Here is an 18719-nt window from a genome sequence, read left to right as displayed (position 1 = left end):
TAATGACCATTGGATGGTGTTTCGATAATACTTATTCTAAATTACCAGATCCATTTAAAGAAGAAATTGGTCCTATTCCTGTTAAAAATCCAGAATTAATTATTTTAAATAAAAATCTTTCTAAAGATTTAAATTTAGATTTTTCTAATCTAGATAATAAAAAAATTTCTGAGTTGTTTTCAGGTAATACTCTTCCAGAAGGAAGTAGCAGTATCGCTCAAGCATATGCAGGCCATCAATTTGGTCACTTTACAATGTTAGGTGATGGAAGAGCTGTTTTAATTGGGGAACATCTATCTAAAAAAAAAGAAAGATACGATATTCAGTTTAAAGGATCTGGAAAAACTGCATTTTCAAGAAATGGTGATGGAAGAGCTGCCTTAGGACCAATGTTAAGGGAATATATAATTAGTGAGGCAATGCATAGTTTGGGTATTCCTACAACAAGAAGTTTAGCAGTTGTAAAAACAGGAGAAGATGTAATAAGAGAAACAGCTTTACATGGAGCAATACTAACAAGAGTGGCCTTAAGTCATATAAGAGTTGGAACTTTTCAATACATTGCTGCTAGAGAAAAAAAAGATGAATTAGAAATTCTATTAAATTATGTGATCAAAAGACATTATCCAAATATAGAAAAATCCAAAAATAAAGCATTGGATCTTTTAGAAGTGGTAATGGAAAAACAAATTGATCTTGTTGTTGATTGGATGAGAGTTGGTTTTATTCATGGTGTCATGAACACTGACAATATGAGTGTCTCTGGAGAAACAATTGATTATGGTCCTTGTGCCTTTATGGATGCTTATGATCCAAAAACTGTATTTAGCTCGATTGATCATATGGGAAGGTATGCGTATTGTAATCAGCCAGTGATTACAAAATGGAATCTATCAAGATTTGCAGAGTGTCTAATTCCATTAATCGATAAAGATCAAAATAAATCAATAGAACAAGCTACTGAAATAATTAACTCTTTTGAAAAAAAATATGAAGAAAAATGGCTAAATATGATGAGAAATAAATTAGGATTATTTGGAATAGAAGATAAAGATAAGTTTTTAATTCTTGATTTGTTAACTTGGATGCATCAAAAAAAATTAGATTATACAAATACGTTTTGTCATCTAATGAACTCAGAGATAGAAAAAAATGAAAATTTTAAAGATCATGATTTTCAAAATTGGAAAAAGAGATGGCAGGAAAGATTAAAAACTAATAACAATTCTCCTGAAAAATATATTGAATTAATGAGAAGTGTTAATCCAATGGTGATACCAAGAAATTATAAAGTAGAAGATGTTTTAAATGAAGCTAATAATAATAACATAGAACCACTAAAGAGATTTTTAGAGATTTTAAATAACCCCTATTCTGAACAAAAAAATATTAAAGAATTTCAATTACCCTCATTTTCAAAAGAAAAATATCAAACTTTTTGTGGAACTTAATTAAAGAACATAAGGCTCAGGTCTAGCCTTTTTTCCTAAAACTCTTTCGACTGCCATATTCGATATATCAATTGATTGATATGCACCAGTTGTGATTAATTCTGTAAGTGCCCTTCCTATTCCAGGTGCTTGCATTAAACCTCTTCCAGTAAACCCTGTAGCTAAATAAACATTATCGAATTTAGGATGTTTTCCGACAACTGCATTATTGTCTAATCTGTTGCAATCATAATAGCCTGCCCATCCTCCTGTTAATTTCAATTCCTCCATCGCAGGAATTCTATGTGCTAAAGCAGGCCAAACAAGTTCTTCAAAATCATCCCAAGCAGGCTCAAGATCTTTTGCATCAAAGACTGATTTAGGTGATCCTGCTAAATACTCTTTTCCTTCTGGTCGCCAATAAACTCCTGTTGTTAAATCTCCTGTTAAAGGCATTTCAGGAATATGTTTTGGACACTTAACTCTAAACACTGTGTGTTTCTGAGGTTCAACAGGTATATCTTCTAAAAGTTCTTTCGTCCAACATCCTGCAGCTGAAATAATTGTTTTAGCTTTTATTTCTGAAAGTGATCTTACTTCACCCTTAGTAAATTCTGCTCCAAGTTCGGTAGCTTTACTTTTTAAAGCACTATGAAACATAAATGGATCAATCCAGCCTTCACTCTGATTATCGGTAAAAGTTGCCGTTTCAATTCCATCACTATTAATATAAGGAAAAAATTTTGTTAATTCAGAACCTTTAATATTTTTTGTTCCTGCTTCACAAGCTTTGTGATTTTCTAAAGCTTTATATTGTTCTTCTGCATGTTCTGGCCCAAACATTAGTAGATAGCCATTGGTTACCATGCTAGCTGTTGGTTTAGGATTTTTTTCAGTTTTTAATAATTCAGGAATCTGAAAAATAAATTCTCTAGCGAACTTTCCAAGCAAAATATTTTCTTTTTGAAAAAATTGTCTTCTAAATCCACCTAATGAAAGTGGGAATGATGCATTTTTATAAGTTGGATCTCTTTCAATTACTTTTACTTTTCTACCCTCTTTAGATAAAAAATAAGCTGTCGCAGCTCCAATTATTCCACCACCAACTATTACAACATCATCCATTTAATTTAATAATAATATGTTAAGATTCAGAAATAATGCATAGCAGCACCAAAGTAAATAGGGAATCATTAAGTAATAACTCACAAAATTGACACGCTTAAATTTAATAATGAGAGTCATTATTAAAAGTATTAAAATTATTAATACAACTAATGCTAAAAATATTTGATGGAAACCAAAAAAAACAACACTCCAAGTTGTATTGAAGGCTATATGAATAAAGTAAATATAAACTGTATTCATATCTCGGTTTTTAGAATGCCAAAAAAACCATATAGCCAACGTCATCATTAGATATAATGTTGTCCAGACAGGAGCAAATATCCAATCAGGAGGATTATAATTTGATTTTATTAATTCTGAATACCATGGTTCTTTATAAGTTATTGTTGTTAAACCACCAATAAATGAGGCTGAAAAAGTAACAATAAAAAAAAGAATAAATGATAAAAATTTATTTTTTAACATATAAGTATTATACATCTTAATATAATGAATAAAAAAACAATTTGGATAACTGGTGGAAGCACAGGGATAGGCAAAGCTTTAGCTATAAAATTTGCTAATGAAGGTTGGAATGTAGCAATTTCAGCAAGACGTGAAAATCTACTTAATGAAATTTCTGATAGTTACGAAAATATTCATGGATTTCCTTTAGATGTAACTGATAAGTCAAAATGTAGAGAAGTTTTTGAGCAAATTAAAAATAAGTTTCAAAATGTTGATATTTGTTTTTTTTCTACTGGGACTTGGAATCCAAAAAAAGAAAAGGATATCGATGTTGAGCAAATAGAAGAAGTATTTAAGATAAATTTTTTTGGCACACTAAATAGTATCAAGGCTGTAGAAGAATATTTTAAAAATAAAAAAGAAGGTATTATAACTATCGTTTCATCTATAGCTGGTTATAGAGGATTACCTAATTCTACTGGTTATGGACCTTCTAAATCCGCTCTCAATAATTTAGCAGAGAGTTTATATTTTGATTTTAAAAGATCTAATGTGCGTGTTTGCTTAGTTTCACCTGGATTCATTAAAACACCAATGACAGATAAAAATGATTTTAAAATGCCATTTTTAAAAACTACAGAATATGCAGCTGAAAAAATTTATGATGGATTAATAAATAAAAATGTATTTGAAATTCATTTTCCAAAATCATTAACTCTAATACTAAAAATTTTGAGCTTCTTGCCTAGCAAAATATATTTTAGTTTAATTGGAAAAATGACAAAATATCAAAAAAAAAATTAATCTTTAACAAACACAACAGTAAGCTCAGCTACTTTGATTCCAAACTTTGTCATAGTTGCTCTATTTATAGCTACACGGTCATCTTGTTTAAATATCCAGTCATCAAATGTAATTTTCATTTCTTTTCCTTTAACCGGGACTAAAAGTACGTATTCAAATTTAAAAGCTGGTCCATATGAGTAGCCTTTTGCTTTTCCCACCACATCCCCTGCAGTACCTTCATAATTGTTTTCATCAATTTTAGTTATTTGCCATTGTCTATTTTGAATTTCTCCATCATCCCAATTAAATTTTTCATCAAGAATTAATTGGCTTCCATCCCATGTACCATTTAAATCTGCTGAAAACTGTCTCGTAACTTTACCAGATCTATTTTGAAGAACTCCCCAAGCTTTGACATTACCTGATAAATATTCTTCTATAATTAATCTTGGTTCTTTACCTTTAAAATCTTCTGGTTTCATAGCACTATTATTTGAACAATTAGTAATTAAGAATAAAGAAATTATCAATAAAATTGATTTAAAGTTAATTATTTTTCTCACATCTCTCCTTTTTGTTATTTATTTTGTAATGAAAATTGAATTAGGTCAATATTTTTTGATTTAAATCCAGCTTCACAATATGAAAGATAAAATTCCCACATTCTTTTAAATGTTGAGTCAAAACCTTGTTTCTTAATTAATTCCCACTTTTTATTAAATTCATTTCTCCACAATGATAATGTGCTAGAGTAATGGTCTGCGTAAGAATCGTAAGACTTTATCATTAAACTATTATCAGACACATATTTATTTAAACTATTTTTACTTGGAAGAAATCCTCCAGGAAAAATATATTTCTGGATGAAATCTTGTTTATTTTTATACCTATCAAATAAACTATCATCTATTGTTATTGCTTGGATTGCTGCAGTACCACCATTTGCTAAGTTTTCTTTAATGGTTTTAAAATAACTTTGTAAATAATTTTGACCAACTGCTTCGATCATTTCAATTGAAGCTATTGAATCATATTTGTCTTTTAAATCTCTATAATCTTTTATTTGAATATTAACTTTTTCATTTAAACCACAATTATGAATTCTTTCTTTTGCATATTCATACTGTTTTTTTGAAATGGTAATGCAATCTAGTTTTACATCATATTTTTTTCCTAAATATTCTGCAAATCCTCCCCAACCACATCCAATCTCTAAAACTTTATCTCCATTTTTTGGTTTAATTAGATTAATCAATTTTTGATATTTATTATTTTGAGCATCTGATAACTCTTGATTTTTTTCCTCAAAAATAGCGCTTGAATATGTAAGAGTTTTATCTAGCCAAAGTGCAAAAAATTCATTTCCTAAATCGTAATGTTTGGCAATATTTTCTTTACTTCTGTTTTTTGTATTCTTAATAAAAATATTTTTTAAAAAATTTATAAACGGTAAATCTAATAATCCAGAAAATTTATAGATGATTTTTATATTCCGAGCTGTAATTTCAATTAAGTTTGATAGATTATCTGTTTCAAATTCATCTCTCATATAACACTCAGCGAAACCGATACTTCCACCTTTAATTAAATTGAAAGTAAAGTTTGGTTTTTTTATTTTTATATTTGCTTTCAAAGAATCTTCAGGATTTCCAAACTTCATTATTACGCCATCAAAACTTGTAATTTCCAAATAACCGGACTCAATATCCTGTAAAATCTTAAATACAATCTTATCTGCGAAGTTATAAAAGTTCATTAATTTTCAAACGTTATATTATTTCTTATTTTAAATTTTTTTTTAATAAATCTTATTCCTTTAGCCCATAATTTAAACGCTTCAAAATGTATCGCTGAAATAATTTTAAAGGTCATTAATGGATGTTTGAAATATGATTTTATCAGCTGTGAGCTTGTTAGATCCGCTCTTGTTCCATCTTGAGAGGCATATAATATTTTTTCGTTTAATTGATATTGATCAATTATGACTGATATTTTTTCTGAAGGTTTTAAAATTCTAAAAAAGTAATTACAGTTCATTTCAATAAATGGTGAAACATGAAATTTTTTTTCACAATTATGTTGTAAAAGATTGTCATTTTCTACCTTAAAAATATAAGTATGTTGCTCTCCAAATGTGTTTTTAACCTCATACAATATAGAAATTAATTCTTCTTTATTGTTATAAACATAAAAAACACTTAGAGGATTAAACACATAACCTAAAATTCTTGGATAACACAAAAGTTTTATCCTAATATTTTTATTTTCTATTTTATTTTCATTTAAATTTTTTTTAACCCATTCAACTAATGATGTTCCATCTCTCTCTCCATGGTCTTTGTCAAAGAAACTAATTAAATTAAAACTATTATATGAAAAAAAACTTATATTTTTATCTAAAGTGTTTAACTCTGATAAATCGATTAGAAGTGAAAATACTTTATATTTAAAGAAATGTAACTTTGGTTTAAATCTTTTATGAATTACTGTTCCATTATAAATTGCACTAGTCATTAAGGTTTTTTAGCATTTCAATAGATGATTTTATTCCATCTTCATGAAAACCGTAACCAAAATAACTACCACAAAAAAGAATATTTCTTTTATTTTGTAAAATTTTAAGCTTACTTTGATTAGCTAGTGCTAACTGATCAAAATATGGATGAGTAAATTTTACTTTTTTAATAACTTTTGATGAATCTATTTCAAAATATGGGTTCAAGGTTAAAAAAATATTTTCTTTACATTTTAAGTTTTGTAATAAGTTTAACCAATATGTGATTGAATTTTTTTCAATTTCATTTTTTTTAATTGATGAATTCCATGAGGACCATGCCCTTTTATTTTTAGGCATAATATTTTCATCAGTATGAATATAAGCAATATTTTCTTTATAACTAAAATTAGATAAAATTTTCTTTTCATCTTCTGAAGGGTCTTCAATCATTGAAAGCGCTTCATCAGCATGAGTTGCTAAAATAACTTTATCATAATTAAAAAATTCGCTTTCACCACCATAATACAAATCAATTCCATTTGTATTGCATTTAATTTTTGTAACTTGATAATTTTTAAAATGTTCACCACTTATCTTAGATAGAATATTTTCAACATAAGTTCTGCTTCGATTTGAAACTGTGTACCATTGTGGTCTATCTTTTAATTTAAACAAACCATGATTTTGAAAAAATTTTAGAAAAAATTTTAAAGGCATTTGATTTGCTTCATAAGGAGGCATTGACCAAATAGCAGAAACCATAGGTATCAAATGATAATCTATAAATTCTTTTGAGACATTTTCTTTCTTTAAATAATCACCAAGTATTATTTCTTCATTAAACTCAACAAGATTATCACATTTTTTATAAAATTTAATAATATCAAAAAACATTCTTAAAAATTTAAAATTAATAAGATTAGATCTATTTGAAAAAATTCCATTTAATCCTCTACCACAATATTCAAAAGATGAGTCGGGAACTGAAACTGAGAAAGACATATCACTTTTTTCAATTTCAATTTTATTTTCATTAAAAAATTTAATTAAATTTGGATATGTTTTGAAATTAAATACAATAAAACCAATATCTACAGATATTCTTTTTGATCCAAGTGATAATTCTATTGTATGAGAATGTCCTCCAAAATGATCATCTTTTTCAAATAAATCTACTTGATGTTTTTTTGATAAATAGTAAGCAGCGCTTAAGCCTGAAATTCCTGAGCCAACTACAGCAATTTTCATTAAGCTTTATGCTGCATCTTCTTTAAATTCATCCATGCTTGGACATGTGCAAAAGATATTTTTATCACCATATACATTATCTACTCTTGCTACTGGAGGCCAAAATTTATTTGCTTTTAAAAATTTTGCTGGATAAGCTGCCTCTTCTCTAGTGTATTTATGTGTCCATTCATCAGATGCTAATTCAGTATCAGTATGAGGTGCATTCTTTATTGGATTGTCAACTTTATCGAACTTGCCAGTTTTTATTAGATCAATTTCTTGTTTTATCTTAATTAATGTGTCACAGAATCTATCCAGTTCAGATAAACTTTCACTTTCAGTAGGTTCAATCATCATCGTGCCAGCTACTGGCCATGACATTGTCGGTGCATGAAAGCCAAAATCAATTAATCTCTTAGCAATATCTTCCTCGGTTACACCTGTTTCAGATTTTATTGTTCTAATATCAATTATACATTCATGTGCAACATTGCCTTTGGATCCTTTATATAAAATTGGAAAATGATCTTTAAGTCTATTAGCAATATAATTTGCATTTAAGATTGCAACTTGAGTAGCAAGTTTAAGTCCCTCGGACCCCATCATTTTAATATACATCCAAGAAATTGATAAAATACTTGAGCTGCCCCAAGGAGCTGCTGAAACAGGACCGATTCCTGTTGCAGGACCACAATCTTTAACAACTGGGTGGTTAGGCAGATATATTTGCAAATGTCTTTTACAAGCAATAGGTCCCATTCCAGGTCCTCCTCCACCATGTGGAATACAAAATGTTTTGTGCAAGTTTATGTGACAAACGTCTGGTCCAAAATTTCCTGGTTTAGCAATCCCAACTAGAGCATTTAAATTTGCCCCATCCATATAAACTTGACCTCCATGCTTATGAATTAAATCACAGATATCTGATATTTTTTCCTCAAAAACTCCATGAGTAGATGGATAAGTTACCATTAATGCTCCAAGATTTTCAGAATGAGTTTCTGCTTTTTTCTTTAAATCTTCAAAATCAACATTCCCCTCTTTATCACAATTAACCACAACAACTTTCATTCCAACCATCTGGGCACTTGCTGGATTAGTTCCATGTGCTGAGCTTGGTATTAAACATATATTTCTATTTTTATCACCTCTATCTAAATGATATTTTCTAATTACCATTAACCCTGCATATTCACCTTGAGCACCTGCATTAGGCTGGAGTGAAACTCCTGAAAAACCAGTAATTGATCTTAGCCAATTTTTAAGATCTGTGAACATTGTTCTATATCCTTCCATCTGTTCAATAGGCACAAACGGATGAGGCTCTGCCAGTTCTCTCCACGAAATAGGTATCATTTCTGCAGTAGCATTTAATTTCATAGTACATGAACCTAGCGCAATCATAGTTCTATTAAGAGCTATATCCTTGTCCTCTAACTTTTTAAGATATCTAAGCATTTCTGTTTCTGAATGATAAGAATTAAAAACAGGGTGCTCTAAATATTTTGAAGTTCTTAATAAGTTTTTTGGTAGATTAGGTAAACTTACTGTCGGATCTTCTTTCTTAATTGATTCAGCTGCATTAAAAATTTTTAATAGTTGATTTACTCTATAAACATTTTTCTTTTCATCAAAAGAAACAGCAAGCATTTCTGAGTTTACTTTTCTTATATTAACTTTTTGAGCCAAAGCATTTTTAAAAATTTGATCAGTTTTTTCTTTAGTAACAATTGTTACAGTATCAAAAAAATAATCTGAATATAATTCGTATCCAGATTGTTTAATTTTATCAGCAAAGTTTTTGGCTAATTGAGAAACTCTTTCAGAGATACTTTTAATTCCATCAGGTCCGTGATAAATTGCATACGCTGCTGAAACTATTGCCAATAAAGCTTGAGCAGTACAAATATTGCTTGTCGCCTTATCTCTTCTAATATGTTGTTCTCTAGTTTGTAAAGATAATCTGTAAGCTTTATTTCCATGTCTATCAACTGACACACCAACAATCCTTCCTGGCATTGACCTTTTATACTCATCTTTTGTTGCAAAAAAAGCTGCATGAGGTCCTCCATAACCCATTGGAATACCAAATCTTTGAGAACTACCCACTGCAATATCGGCTCCAAGCTCCCTTGGTGTTTTTAGCTTTGCGAGTGCCAGTAGATCACATGCTAAAATTGCTTTACCATTTTTTTTATGAATTTTGCTTATTGCCTCACTAGGATTTTTAATATCACCTAAAGTTCCAGGATACTGTAAAATTCCACAAACAATATCTTCTTTTAACTGCTCCAAAACTTTGTCCTCATTCCCAACAAGAACTTTTAGACCCATAGGCTCAGCCCTAGTTTGTATTACGTCAATCGTTTGTGGATGACAATTTTCTGAGACAAAGACTAAATTACTATCACTTTTATTAAGTCTGTGACTCAAGCCCATAGCCTCTGCAGCTGCTGTACCTTCGTCTAGTAAAGATGCATTTGCAATATCCATTCCCGTGAAGTCAACAATCATTTGTTGAAAGTTTAATAACATTTCCAATCTTCCTTGTGCTACCTCTGGCTGATAAGGTGTGTAGGAAGTATACCAACCAGGATTTTCTAAAATATTTCTTAAAATTACATATGGTGTATACGTTCCATAATAACCCATACCAATAAAATTTGAGTAAACTTGATTTTGTTTTGAAATTGCTTTTAATTTTCTTAATGCTTCATATTCTGAATTTGACTCACCAATGTTTAATTCACCTTTAAACTGTATTTTTTCTGGAACAGTATTATCTATCAAGTCATCCAGTGATTTATAATTTAATCTTTTTAACATCTTTGATTGATCCTCTTCGGAAGGACCAATATGTCTTTTTAAAAAATCTTTTTGTGAATTGTGTAACATTATTATGAGCTCTCCTTTGCAAATTTATCATATTCATCTTTGTTCATTAAAGAGTCCATTTCCGATTTATCTTTAATTTTTAATTTAAAGAACCAAGCAGTATTTTCAGGATCTTCATTGATTTTTGATGGATCATCTACAATAGCTTGATTGGTATCAACTACCTCTCCACTTACAGGTGTGTACACATCACTCGCAGCTTTTGTTGACTCAACGACTCCTGCTGTTCCATCTTTATCTACATTAGAACCTTTTTCTGGAAGCTCTGTAAAAACTATATCTCCTAACATTTCTGTTGCATGTTTTGTAATGCCAATAGTAGCTGTATCCCCTTCTAATTTAATCCACTCATGCTCTTTTGAATATTTAACTTCACTCATTAGTTTACTCCTTTCACATAGTTTTTTTTATAAAATGGTAATCCACATATATTAGCTGGATGTTTTTTTCCTCTTACTTCTAAAAATACTTTTGTATCTTTCTTTGAAAATTCATTCTCTACATAACCCATAGCTACCGGTCCATTTACACTTGGTCCAAACGTTCCACTAGTGATCTCACCAATATGTAAGTCTTCTTGATTAAATATTTTAGTTTTTTCTCTAGCTATTATTCTTCCCTCAGGTCTAATTCCAACTCTAACTTTTTGAACACCAGTATTAAGTTGTTTAATAATAATATCTGATCCAATAAAATCTCCTTTTAAAATTCTCTCTTTTGAAATTGCCCATTTTAGATTTGCCTCGACTGGTGTCTTATCTTTACTTAACTCATGGCCATACAAACATAATCCTGCCTCTAATCTTAGAGTATCTCTAGCACCAAGGCCAATTAGTTTAGCTCCTTTTTCTATTAATTTTCTTGTAAATTTATCTGCTAATTCATTTTCTACAGAGATTTCAAATCCATCTTCACCAGTATATCCAGAACGAGTAATATAAACTTTTTTGTCATTAAATAAAAACCAATTACCTGTCATAAAATTAAGATCCTCAACACCTTTGATAACATCATTTAAAATTTCTACCGATTTAGGTCCTTGAATAGCAATCAAAGATCTTTTTTCATCTAAAACCATTTCATATTTATTATTTAATAACTTACTCAAGATTTCAAAATCACTTTCTTTACAAGCAGCATTAAGTATAATTAAAAAACCATTTTCTATTTTAGTAATTATCAAATCATCATATATTCCAGCATCATTATTCATCAAAAAACTATACTTTGAGTGATTTAATTTTAATTTCTTCAGATCTAACGGAAAAATTTTTTCTAAATCATTTACTAAATCTTCACTTCCATGAATAAATAATTGGCCCATATGTGAAACATCAAAAATACCAGAATGGTTTCTAGTAAATTTATGTTCTTCAACTATCCCATCAGAATATTGAATTGGCATTTGATAGCCTGCAAACTCAACAAATTTTGCATTATTATCTTGATGCAGTTGATACAAAGATGTTTTTTTTGTTTCCATATTAACTCACTTACCCATCTGTATATTTGCCTGAGAGTATTACTCCTTCGGCGAGAATTTAATCTCTTTCCAGAGTTAATATGTTACGGTCCTTTTTGCCTGAGAGATTCCTGGGTAGTTGCTCCTTCGGCGCTACAAATTTATGTAGTCTCTCCCGTATTTATAATTAGTACCACAAAAATAGATAAACTTAAATAATTAAAGTGACTGTTTTTCCTTAATAAATTTATTTAAAAATTGAATAACAACCGCTGTAATTACAATTGAGCCACCGATTAAAACTGTTAATGGAGGATTTTCATTTGCAAACATCCATGCCCAAAAAGGACCCAAGACTGCTTCGGTTAACATTATTATTCCTACAAAAGCAGCTGGTGTTGATCTTGCTCCAATCGTAATAAAAATAAAACCAAACCCAACTTGAAAAAAACCTGCTAAGAAACCTAAAAAAATATCTTTAGATGAAACTATGATTGTCGGTGACAACAATAAACCTATAATCATGGCAAAAATACCAGCAACTAGTTGTAATGGTATCATATCAACTTCAGGGAACTTTCTTACTATTAATATTAATACTGCAAAAGAAATTGGCATGATGAATGCAACAAGATTACCAGTCATTTGTCCTGGAGAAATTGAAGTCCCTAACATTAAAAGTATTCCCGAAATTGCTAGGAAGATACAAAAAAGGGTGAGTTTAGAAATTGTTTCTTTCAAAAAGAAATAACCAAAAATTGCTAAAAATAAGGTTTGTGTTTGAATTATAAAATTAGCATTTGCCACAGTTGTCTCATACATTGCAAAAACATAACTGGCAAATCCCACAGATAAAATTATTCCACCAACTAAGCCTGGTAATCCAGACTTATAAAGTGCACTGAAAACAGTTTTTTTATAACTAATAAAAAGAAAAATACTTATAACAAGTATAAAAAAAACTGACCTCCAAAACAATATTTGCCACAATGTAGACCCTTCAAAAGACTTAACTATAAGACCTCCAAAACTTAAGCTAACAGCACCCAAAAAAACTAGAAATGGACCAGGAATATTTTTTAATAAATTCATTATATTTGAGAAATTAGACTCTGTGTCTCCAAGTCATACAATTTAAAAAAAGTTTCTGCACTAGATAAATTAACTTCTTTAAATTTTACTTTTGAACCAGGAGTTAATTGGACTAATTTGTCATAGTCAGCACTTATAACTACACCTATTTTTGGATATCCTCCAATTGTGCCATGATCTGAAAGCATTATTATTGGATTACCATCTGCCGGAACTTGAATTACTCCTTTGATTAAACCCTCAGACTTTATATTTGTATCAACAATATTTTCTATTTTAGGCCCCTCTAATCTCATACCCATACGATCAGATAATTTAGAAACTGCGAACTCTTTCTCAAAAAAAGTATCTTTTCCCTTTTGAGAAAAATAATCAAAATTTGTCCCTTTCAGCACTCTTATGTTTTCTATTTTTGTATTTATATATTTTAGACTTTTGTGATTTATATTTTCATTAATCTTAGAAATATTTATTTTTTGATTTAATTCCAATTTTTTACCATCATTAGCTCCGATATTTGCTTTAGTATTAGTTGAACAACTAGACCATTGATATTTTACATCTACTTCACCACTTATAGATAAGTATCCGTAAACAGACTTATTAGTAGATAAAATATCTATTTCATCTTCATTTTCCAGAGTAAATGTTTTGTAGCAGATACCATCGATTGTATCTTTTTTCTTTTTTAATAAAAATTTAACATCACCTGTAACAGAAATATTTATTTGATCTCCAAAATATTTTAATTGGGGACCTTGATAAGCAAATTCGATAACAGGCGAATTATAATTATTTCCAACAAGTTTATTAGCAATTAAAAAATTTCTTTTATCCATTGCACCACTAAAAGGGATTCCAATATGATAAAGATTTTCTCGACCTAGGTCTTGAAATGTTGTGTTTATTCCTGCTCTTAAAACTTTAAAATAATTCTTAATCATCATAATTTAGATATTGATCTTTAGTAATTTTTTTAAAAACAATTAAATCACCAGGATTAATTAAATTTGGACTGGTCTCCTTAGAATTGTCGAAAATACTAATCGGAGTGTTACCAATAATATTCCATCCTCCTGGACTTTCAAATGTATAAATATTTGCAAATTGTTCTGTTAAACCAACTGATCCTCTTGGAACTTTTACTCTAGGTGTTTCAAGGCGTTTTACTCTTAAATTTTTATCAAGGTCTCCTAAAAAAGGCATGCCAGCGATAAAGCCTGTCATATAACAAAAAAATTCTTTATCAAAAAAATTTTCATAAATCTTTTCTCGTTGCATCTTTAATTTCTCTTCTAATCTTTTTATATCTAATGAGAAATTGTCATCGCAACAGACAGGTATTTCAATTTTTTTACTACTTAAAGTTTCATTATTAACTATATCTAAATCTTCAATCTCTTTTTTTAAATTTTGAAAATTGGTTTTTTGTAAATCAAAAGAAACTATCAACTTGTTATAAGATGGGGTTAAATTATTTACTCCCTGAATTTTTTTTTTTTGAATACTTTTAAAGTATTTTATTACTCGAGTATTAGTGTCTTTATTTACTTCTTGTCCAAAATCGCAATAAAGTGCTGCGTCACCAAGATTTGATATATTTTTTATCATGCCATGTTATACTTAACTATTAAGAGTATGGAAATTAATATAAATTGTGATTTAGGTGAGAAATCAAAACATCATTCTAATAAATATGATCCTGATTTATTAGAAATAGTAAATTCAGCAAATGTTGCCTGTGGATACCATGCTGGTGACGAAGAAACAATGAATCAAGTTATTGAAATTTCGAAAAAAAATGGAGTTAGTATTGGTGCTCATCCTTCTTTCAATGATCCAGAAAACTTTGGAAGAGAAAGAATGAACTTGTCATCATCTGAAATTAAAAAACTTATTACTAACCAATATGAAATACTTCAGAAAATAGCATTAAAACATGGAGAAAATGTAACTCATATTAAACCCCATGGTGCTTTAAATAATATGGCTTGTGAAGATATTGAATTAGCTACAGTGCTTGCAAAAACAATAAAAGATATAAATAAAGACTTAATTTATTTGGTTCCAACTGGCTCAAAAATGCAAGAAGCAGCTAAAAAATTAGATATGAAATTTGCTTGTGAAATATTTGCAGATAGAAATTATGAAGATGATGGAAATCTTGTTTCAAGAAAAAAACCTCATGCTTTAATTACTGATCCAGAACAAGCCAAAATACATGTTCTTAAAATGGTGAAAACTCAGTCGCTTAATTGTCACAGTGGAAAGCAAATACCTTGTGAAATTGACTCAGTATGCATACATGGAGATAATCTAAGTTCGTTAGCAACTGCTAAATCAATAAAAGAAAATTTAGTTGAAAACGGCTTGGAGCTTAAAACTTTAAACAATATGAAAAAATTTACATGATAAATGAAAAATTATTAGCTTCTATTTTCTTATCAATATTATTAACATTTAATGCTTTTGCTGCAGGCTCAAGTGATAGCGGCTCATCTAAAACAAAAACACAATATGATATGGCAGTTTCACATATTAATGCTGCAAAAAAATTTGAGCAAAAAAATAAATTGGATAAAGCAAAAAAAAGATATGAGAAAGCTCAAAAATTATTAATTAAGTCTAATAAAAAATTTCCTAATAAAGCTGATACTTTAAACTACTTAGGATTTACTACCAGAAAATTAGGTGATTTCGAAAATGGAGAAAAGTATTACTTGCAGGGTTTAGCTATTGATCCAAATCATAAAGGAATAAATGAATACCTTGGTGAATTATATGTTGCAACAAATAGACACAATCTAGCAGTCGAAAGACTTGAAGTGTTAAAGAGTTGTAACTGTGAAGAGTATGAAGAATTAAAAGCTATAATAGCTGGCGAAAAAGTTTCTAAATATTAATTTATATTTTTAACCATTTGATCGGGCATCCATAAAGCTATCTCCGGAAATATTACTACAAGTATTACTGCTAAAACCATTAATAGAAATAATGGAAAAGCACTTTTAGCGATATATCCCATATCTTTATTGGCCATACCTTGAAGAACGAATAAATTAAATCCAACTGGAGGTGTTATCTGTGCCATCTCAACTACAATAACTAAAAAAATACCAAACCAAATCATATCAAAACCTGCCTGTCTTATCATAGGTTCTATAATTGCCATTGTTAAAACTACAGCAGATATACCATCAAGAAACATTCCTAAAATTATATAAAAAATCATTAATACAAAAATCAATACATATGGAGATAAATCCATATTCTGAATCCATATTGCTAAATTTCTTGGTAAACCAGTAAAACCCATAGCTAAAGATAAAAAAGTTGAACCAGCTAATATAAATGCGATCATGCAAGAAGTTTTTGTTGCACCCAACAAAGAAGATTTAAACGTTTCCAAAGTTAAACTTTTTTGAAAATAAGACAAAATTAATGCACCAACAACTCCTAATGAAGCTGCTTCTGTAGCAGTTGCTATTCCTGTATAAATTGATCCAATAACAGCCAAAATTAATAATATAACTGGTAAAAGTTGTTTGGATCTTTTGACTTTTTCCAAAAATGAATATTCCTCAAGGATTTTTGGCATTTCTTTTTTATTTATTAAAGACCAAATGATTACATATGACATAAATATTAAAGCAATCATTATGCCTGGTATAATTCCAGCAATAAATAATTTTGCTATAGACTCTTGAACTGCTACTCCATAAATTATTAAAATAATCGATGGGGGTATCAATAAACCTAGAGTTCCTGAACCAGCTAAACTACCAAGTAAAATTTTTTCCGGGTAATTTCTTTTTCTTAATTCAGGGATCGACATTTTTCCAACTGTTGCAACTGTTGCTGCAGATGAGCCTGATATTGCTGCAAATAAAGCACATCCAACAACGTTAACATGTATTAATCCTCCTGGTAATTTTTGCATCCATGGTGAGAGCCCTTTGAATAGATTTTCAGATAATTTTGTTCTAAATAAAATTTCTCCCATCCAAACAAAGAGTGGTAAAGCAGTCAAAGTCCAAGAAGATGAGGTTCCCCATATTGTTGTTGCCATAGCATCGCCCACTGGCCTTGATGTGAAAAGCATCATACCAATGGCAGATACTCCAATCATGCTAAGAGCTACCCATATACCTGAGCCCAGAAAAAATAATAAAACACTAATAAAGAATATTGTTAAAAATATTTCTACCATTTAATTTTTTTTAAATATTAAAATAAGTTGATGAAGAACACATATAAAAAATATTGTAGATCCAATTGCTACACTAGTTTGAGGTATCCAAATTAAAATTTCATCTGCTCCTTCACTTCTTTCTTGAAACTTGTATGAAATAATTAACATTTTTATAAAATAGAATGCTAAATATCCTGAAAAAAAACTTGCTACAGCTAAACACCAAATTTCAATAATCTTTTTTTTTAATCCTGATAATTTTTCTAAAAAAAGAGTTATTCTGATATGACCCCCTTCAACAAATGTATAAGCTAAAGCAAAAAAAGAGGCTGCAGCCATACAATATCCAGAATATTCAGCAAGCCCCCTTATATAAAAACCAAAAATTCTAGATGAAATACCAATAAGGATAAAAATTGCTACAAAGATTAGAAATGTTGCAGCAATGTATCCGGAAAATTTATAAAGTTTATTTAAATTTCTATTTAAAGATTCAAACATATTTATTTAAGGCCACTTAAATAAAATAAGTGGCCTTAATGTTAAATTTGATTATTTGTAAGCTGATAAAACAGCTGCACCTCTTGATCCAGCTTTATCAGACCATTCCTTAGCCATAGTCTGTCCAACTTTTTCAAAATGAGTTTGTAAAGATGAATTAACTTTGCCCACTACCATTCCAGCATCAGCCAAAGCTTTTTTATCTCCAACATTTCCTTGTTTTGATAGTTGCCAACCTTTTCTTTCAGCTAAAGCAGCTTGCTTCATAACTAGATCTTGAGTTGCTTTATCTAGTTTATTCCAAGCATCTTTATTAACAATCACCATATTTTTTGGAAACCATGCTGCAATGTCATAAAAATATTTCACACCATTTTCCCAAATTTTAGAATTTTTTCCTGTTGTTGGAGATGTGATCATACTTTCAACTGCTCCCGTTGAAAATGCCTGACTTATTTCAGCTGCTTCTATTTTAGTTGGAGCCATACCTGTTAACTCAGCTATTCTAATAGTTGCTGAATTATACGCTCTAAATTTTAATCCTTTTAGGTCGTCAACAGAGTTAATTTCTTTTTTACTGTAAAGACCTTGTGCTGGCCATGGTACAGCGTAAAGAAATACTAAACCCTTTTCGTCCAATCCTTTTATAATCTCAGCTTTTGAAGCTTTATATAATTTCATAGCATCAGCATAAGATGTTGCTAGGAATGGTTGTGAGTCCACTTCTAACAATGGATCCTCTTTTCCTAAAGCAGACATAAATCTTTCACCGATCTGTGCTTGTCCAGTTCTAACTGCTCTGAAAATTTCTCCACCTTTAAACAATGAACCACCTGGGTGAGTAACTATTGTTAGTTTTCCTCCACTTTTTTCAGTAACATTTTTTGCAAATTCAGCAGCATTAGCTGAATGAAAATTACCGGCTCCATATGCTAAAGCCATGTCCCATTTTTCAGCAACTGCTGTATTGATTGACAAAATTAATGAAACTAAAATTGTTGATAAATATTTTATGAATTTCATTTGTCCTCCATTTTTTTTAAACATATTTCATTATGT

General features: G+C 29.6%; 19 protein-coding genes and 1 riboswitch. Of the genes, 4 read left to right on the top strand and 15 right to left on the bottom strand.

What is annotated here, in order from left to right; genetic code table 11:
- The first annotated feature begins 2 nt into the window (after positions 1-2).
- Entirely contained in the window at positions 3-1451 is a 1449-nt protein-coding gene (locus tag ACTTAV_RS02925; protein WP_440670090.1) for a protein adenylyltransferase SelO, read from the top strand.
- Here ACTTAV_RS02925 and ACTTAV_RS02920 read toward each other — a convergent pair whose 3' ends face one another.
- Both ACTTAV_RS02920 and ACTTAV_RS02915 read right to left on the bottom strand, forming a co-directional pair.
- The gene (locus ACTTAV_RS02920; protein WP_440670089.1) at positions 1452-2555 is read right to left on the bottom strand and encodes an NAD(P)/FAD-dependent oxidoreductase; all 1104 of its coding nucleotides are present in this window, start codon (positions 2553-2555) and stop codon (positions 1452-1454) included.
- On the bottom strand, positions 2556-3023 hold the full coding sequence (locus ACTTAV_RS02915) for a TspO/MBR family protein (RefSeq protein WP_440670087.1): 468 nt from the start codon (positions 3021-3023) through the stop codon (positions 2556-2558).
- 24 nt (positions 3024-3047) lie between these two features.
- Between ACTTAV_RS02915 and ACTTAV_RS02910 the strand changes: the two genes are divergently transcribed.
- On the top strand, positions 3048-3809 hold the full coding sequence (locus ACTTAV_RS02910) for an SDR family NAD(P)-dependent oxidoreductase (protein ID WP_440670085.1): 762 nt from the start codon (positions 3048-3050) through the stop codon (positions 3807-3809).
- On the opposite strand, the gene ACTTAV_RS02905 is transcribed toward ACTTAV_RS02910, so the two are convergent.
- From ACTTAV_RS02905 to ACTTAV_RS02860, 10 genes are all read right to left on the bottom strand, one after another.
- Positions 3806-4354, bottom strand: a complete 549-nt coding sequence (locus ACTTAV_RS02905; protein WP_440670084.1) for a DUF3833 domain-containing protein — start codon at positions 4352-4354, stop codon at positions 3806-3808. The genes ACTTAV_RS02910 and ACTTAV_RS02905 overlap by 4 nt on opposite strands.
- Before the next feature lie 14 nt (positions 4355-4368).
- Positions 4369-5547 carry a class I SAM-dependent methyltransferase gene (locus ACTTAV_RS02900; RefSeq protein ID WP_440670083.1) on the bottom strand — a complete coding sequence of 393 codons (1179 nt, stop codon included), beginning with the start codon at positions 5545-5547 and terminating at the stop codon, positions 4369-4371.
- On the bottom strand, positions 5547-6305 hold the full coding sequence (locus ACTTAV_RS02895) for a DUF1365 domain-containing protein (protein WP_440670081.1): 759 nt from the start codon (positions 6303-6305) through the stop codon (positions 5547-5549). Before ACTTAV_RS02895 ends, ACTTAV_RS02900 begins: the two co-directional genes overlap by 1 nt.
- Complete coding sequence (locus ACTTAV_RS02890; protein ID WP_440670079.1) at positions 6298-7536, bottom strand: NAD(P)/FAD-dependent oxidoreductase; 1239 nt, start codon at positions 7534-7536, stop codon at positions 6298-6300. Before ACTTAV_RS02890 ends, ACTTAV_RS02895 begins: the two co-directional genes overlap by 8 nt.
- 6 nt (positions 7537-7542) lie before the next feature.
- On the bottom strand, positions 7543-10413 hold the full coding sequence (gene gcvP, locus ACTTAV_RS02885) for an aminomethyl-transferring glycine dehydrogenase (RefSeq protein WP_440670078.1): 2871 nt from the start codon (positions 10411-10413) through the stop codon (positions 7543-7545).
- A gap of 2 nt (positions 10414-10415) precedes the next feature.
- Positions 10416-10793 carry a glycine cleavage system protein GcvH gene (gene gcvH / locus ACTTAV_RS02880; RefSeq protein WP_075519661.1) on the bottom strand — a complete coding sequence of 126 codons (378 nt, stop codon included), beginning with the start codon at positions 10791-10793 and terminating at the stop codon, positions 10416-10418.
- Positions 10793-11896: a glycine cleavage system aminomethyltransferase GcvT gene (gene gcvT / locus ACTTAV_RS02875; RefSeq protein ID WP_440670077.1), complete on the bottom strand. Its 1104-nt coding sequence runs from the start codon at positions 11894-11896 to the stop codon at positions 10793-10795. Before gcvT ends, gcvH begins: the two co-directional genes overlap by 1 nt.
- A gap of 76 nt (positions 11897-11972) precedes the next feature.
- Positions 11973-12063: riboswitch (glycine riboswitch) on the bottom strand.
- Positions 12064-12094: 31 nt separating this feature from the next.
- Positions 12095-12967 (bottom strand): DMT family transporter, encoded by an 873-nt coding sequence (locus ACTTAV_RS02870; protein WP_440670076.1) that lies wholly within the window; start codon positions 12965-12967, stop codon positions 12095-12097.
- Entirely contained in the window at positions 12967-13914 is a 948-nt protein-coding gene (locus ACTTAV_RS02865) for a biotin-dependent carboxyltransferase family protein (RefSeq protein WP_440670075.1), read from the bottom strand. The genes ACTTAV_RS02870 and ACTTAV_RS02865 overlap by 1 nt, the downstream gene beginning before the upstream one ends.
- Positions 13904-14578 (bottom strand): allophanate hydrolase subunit 1, encoded by a 675-nt coding sequence (locus ACTTAV_RS02860; protein ID WP_440670073.1) that lies wholly within the window; start codon positions 14576-14578, stop codon positions 13904-13906. The genes ACTTAV_RS02865 and ACTTAV_RS02860 overlap by 11 nt, the downstream gene beginning before the upstream one ends.
- A gap of 27 nt (positions 14579-14605) precedes the next feature.
- Between ACTTAV_RS02860 and ACTTAV_RS02855 the strand changes: the two genes are divergently transcribed.
- Together ACTTAV_RS02855 and ACTTAV_RS02850 are read left to right on the top strand one after the other, a co-directional pair.
- Complete coding sequence (locus ACTTAV_RS02855) at positions 14606-15379, top strand: 5-oxoprolinase subunit PxpA (RefSeq protein ID WP_440670072.1); 774 nt, start codon at positions 14606-14608, stop codon at positions 15377-15379.
- Positions 15376-15870: a tetratricopeptide repeat protein gene (locus ACTTAV_RS02850; RefSeq protein WP_440670070.1), complete on the top strand. Its 495-nt coding sequence runs from the start codon at positions 15376-15378 to the stop codon at positions 15868-15870. The genes ACTTAV_RS02855 and ACTTAV_RS02850 overlap by 4 nt, the downstream gene beginning before the upstream one ends.
- Here ACTTAV_RS02850 and ACTTAV_RS02845 read toward each other — a convergent pair.
- The 3 genes from ACTTAV_RS02845 to ACTTAV_RS02835 are packed head-to-tail and all read right to left on the bottom strand — an operon-like array spanning position 15867 to position 18707.
- A complete protein-coding gene (locus tag ACTTAV_RS02845; RefSeq protein WP_440670069.1) occupies positions 15867-17177 on the bottom strand; it encodes a TRAP transporter large permease in 1311 nt (436 codons plus the stop codon). The genes ACTTAV_RS02850 and ACTTAV_RS02845 overlap by 4 nt on opposite strands.
- Positions 17178-17660: a TRAP transporter small permease gene (locus ACTTAV_RS02840; RefSeq protein ID WP_440670068.1), complete on the bottom strand. Its 483-nt coding sequence runs from the start codon at positions 17658-17660 to the stop codon at positions 17178-17180. It lies immediately after the preceding gene.
- Positions 17661-17711: 51 nt separating this feature from the next.
- Positions 17712-18707, bottom strand: coding sequence for a TRAP transporter substrate-binding protein (locus ACTTAV_RS02835; RefSeq protein WP_440670066.1), 996 nt, complete (start codon positions 18705-18707; stop codon positions 17712-17714).
- Positions 18708-18719: the final 12 nt, after the last annotated feature.

Origin of the sequence: Candidatus Pelagibacter sp. HIMB1483, assembly GCF_052048135.1 — a bacterium.
Lineage (GTDB): Bacteria > Pseudomonadota > Alphaproteobacteria > Pelagibacterales > Pelagibacteraceae > Pelagibacter.
The sequence above is the reverse complement of the archived record's forward strand: the minus strand, read 5'-3'. Positions and strand labels throughout refer to the sequence as shown.

What these genes read in the sequence shown, in the direction of transcription:
- gcvH (WP_075519661.1), bottom strand. Translation starts at nt 10,793, where the DNA reads ATGAGTGAAGTTAAATATTCAAAAGAGCATGAGTGGATTAAATTAGAA.
- ACTTAV_RS02910 (WP_440670085.1), top strand. Translation starts at nt 3,048, where the DNA reads ATGAATAAAAAAACAATTTGGATAACTGGTGGAAGCACAGGGATAGGC.
- ACTTAV_RS02915 (WP_440670087.1), bottom strand. Translation starts at nt 3,023, where the DNA reads ATGTTAAAAAATAAATTTTTATCATTTATTCTTTTTTTTATTGTTACT.
- ACTTAV_RS02835 (WP_440670066.1), bottom strand. Translation starts at nt 18,707, where the DNA reads ATGTTTAAAAAAAATGGAGGACAAATGAAATTCATAAAATATTTATCA.
- ACTTAV_RS02840 (WP_440670068.1), bottom strand. Translation starts at nt 17,660, where the DNA reads ATGTTTGAATCTTTAAATAGAAATTTAAATAAACTTTATAAATTTTCC.
- ACTTAV_RS02850 (WP_440670070.1), top strand. Translation starts at nt 15,376, where the DNA reads ATGATAAATGAAAAATTATTAGCTTCTATTTTCTTATCAATATTATTA.
- ACTTAV_RS02860 (WP_440670073.1), bottom strand. Translation starts at nt 14,578, where the DNA reads ATGATAAAAAATATATCAAATCTTGGTGACGCAGCACTTTATTGCGAT.
- gcvT (WP_440670077.1), bottom strand. Translation starts at nt 11,896, where the DNA reads ATGGAAACAAAAAAAACATCTTTGTATCAACTGCATCAAGATAATAAT.
- ACTTAV_RS02845 (WP_440670069.1), bottom strand. Translation starts at nt 17,177, where the DNA reads ATGGTAGAAATATTTTTAACAATATTCTTTATTAGTGTTTTATTATTT.
- ACTTAV_RS02895 (WP_440670081.1), bottom strand. Translation starts at nt 6,305, where the DNA reads ATGACTAGTGCAATTTATAATGGAACAGTAATTCATAAAAGATTTAAA.
- ACTTAV_RS02900 (WP_440670083.1), bottom strand. Translation starts at nt 5,547, where the DNA reads ATGAACTTTTATAACTTCGCAGATAAGATTGTATTTAAGATTTTACAG.
- ACTTAV_RS02920 (WP_440670089.1), bottom strand. Translation starts at nt 2,555, where the DNA reads ATGGATGATGTTGTAATAGTTGGTGGTGGAATAATTGGAGCTGCGACA.
- ACTTAV_RS02925 (WP_440670090.1), top strand. Translation starts at nt 3, where the DNA reads ATGACCATTGGATGGTGTTTCGATAATACTTATTCTAAATTACCAGAT.
- ACTTAV_RS02870 (WP_440670076.1), bottom strand. Translation starts at nt 12,967, where the DNA reads ATGAATTTATTAAAAAATATTCCTGGTCCATTTCTAGTTTTTTTGGGT.
- ACTTAV_RS02865 (WP_440670075.1), bottom strand. Translation starts at nt 13,914, where the DNA reads ATGATGATTAAGAATTATTTTAAAGTTTTAAGAGCAGGAATAAACACA.
- ACTTAV_RS02890 (WP_440670079.1), bottom strand. Translation starts at nt 7,536, where the DNA reads ATGAAAATTGCTGTAGTTGGCTCAGGAATTTCAGGCTTAAGCGCTGCT.
- gcvP (WP_440670078.1), bottom strand. Translation starts at nt 10,413, where the DNA reads ATGTTACACAATTCACAAAAAGATTTTTTAAAAAGACATATTGGTCCT.
- ACTTAV_RS02855 (WP_440670072.1), top strand. Translation starts at nt 14,606, where the DNA reads ATGGAAATTAATATAAATTGTGATTTAGGTGAGAAATCAAAACATCAT.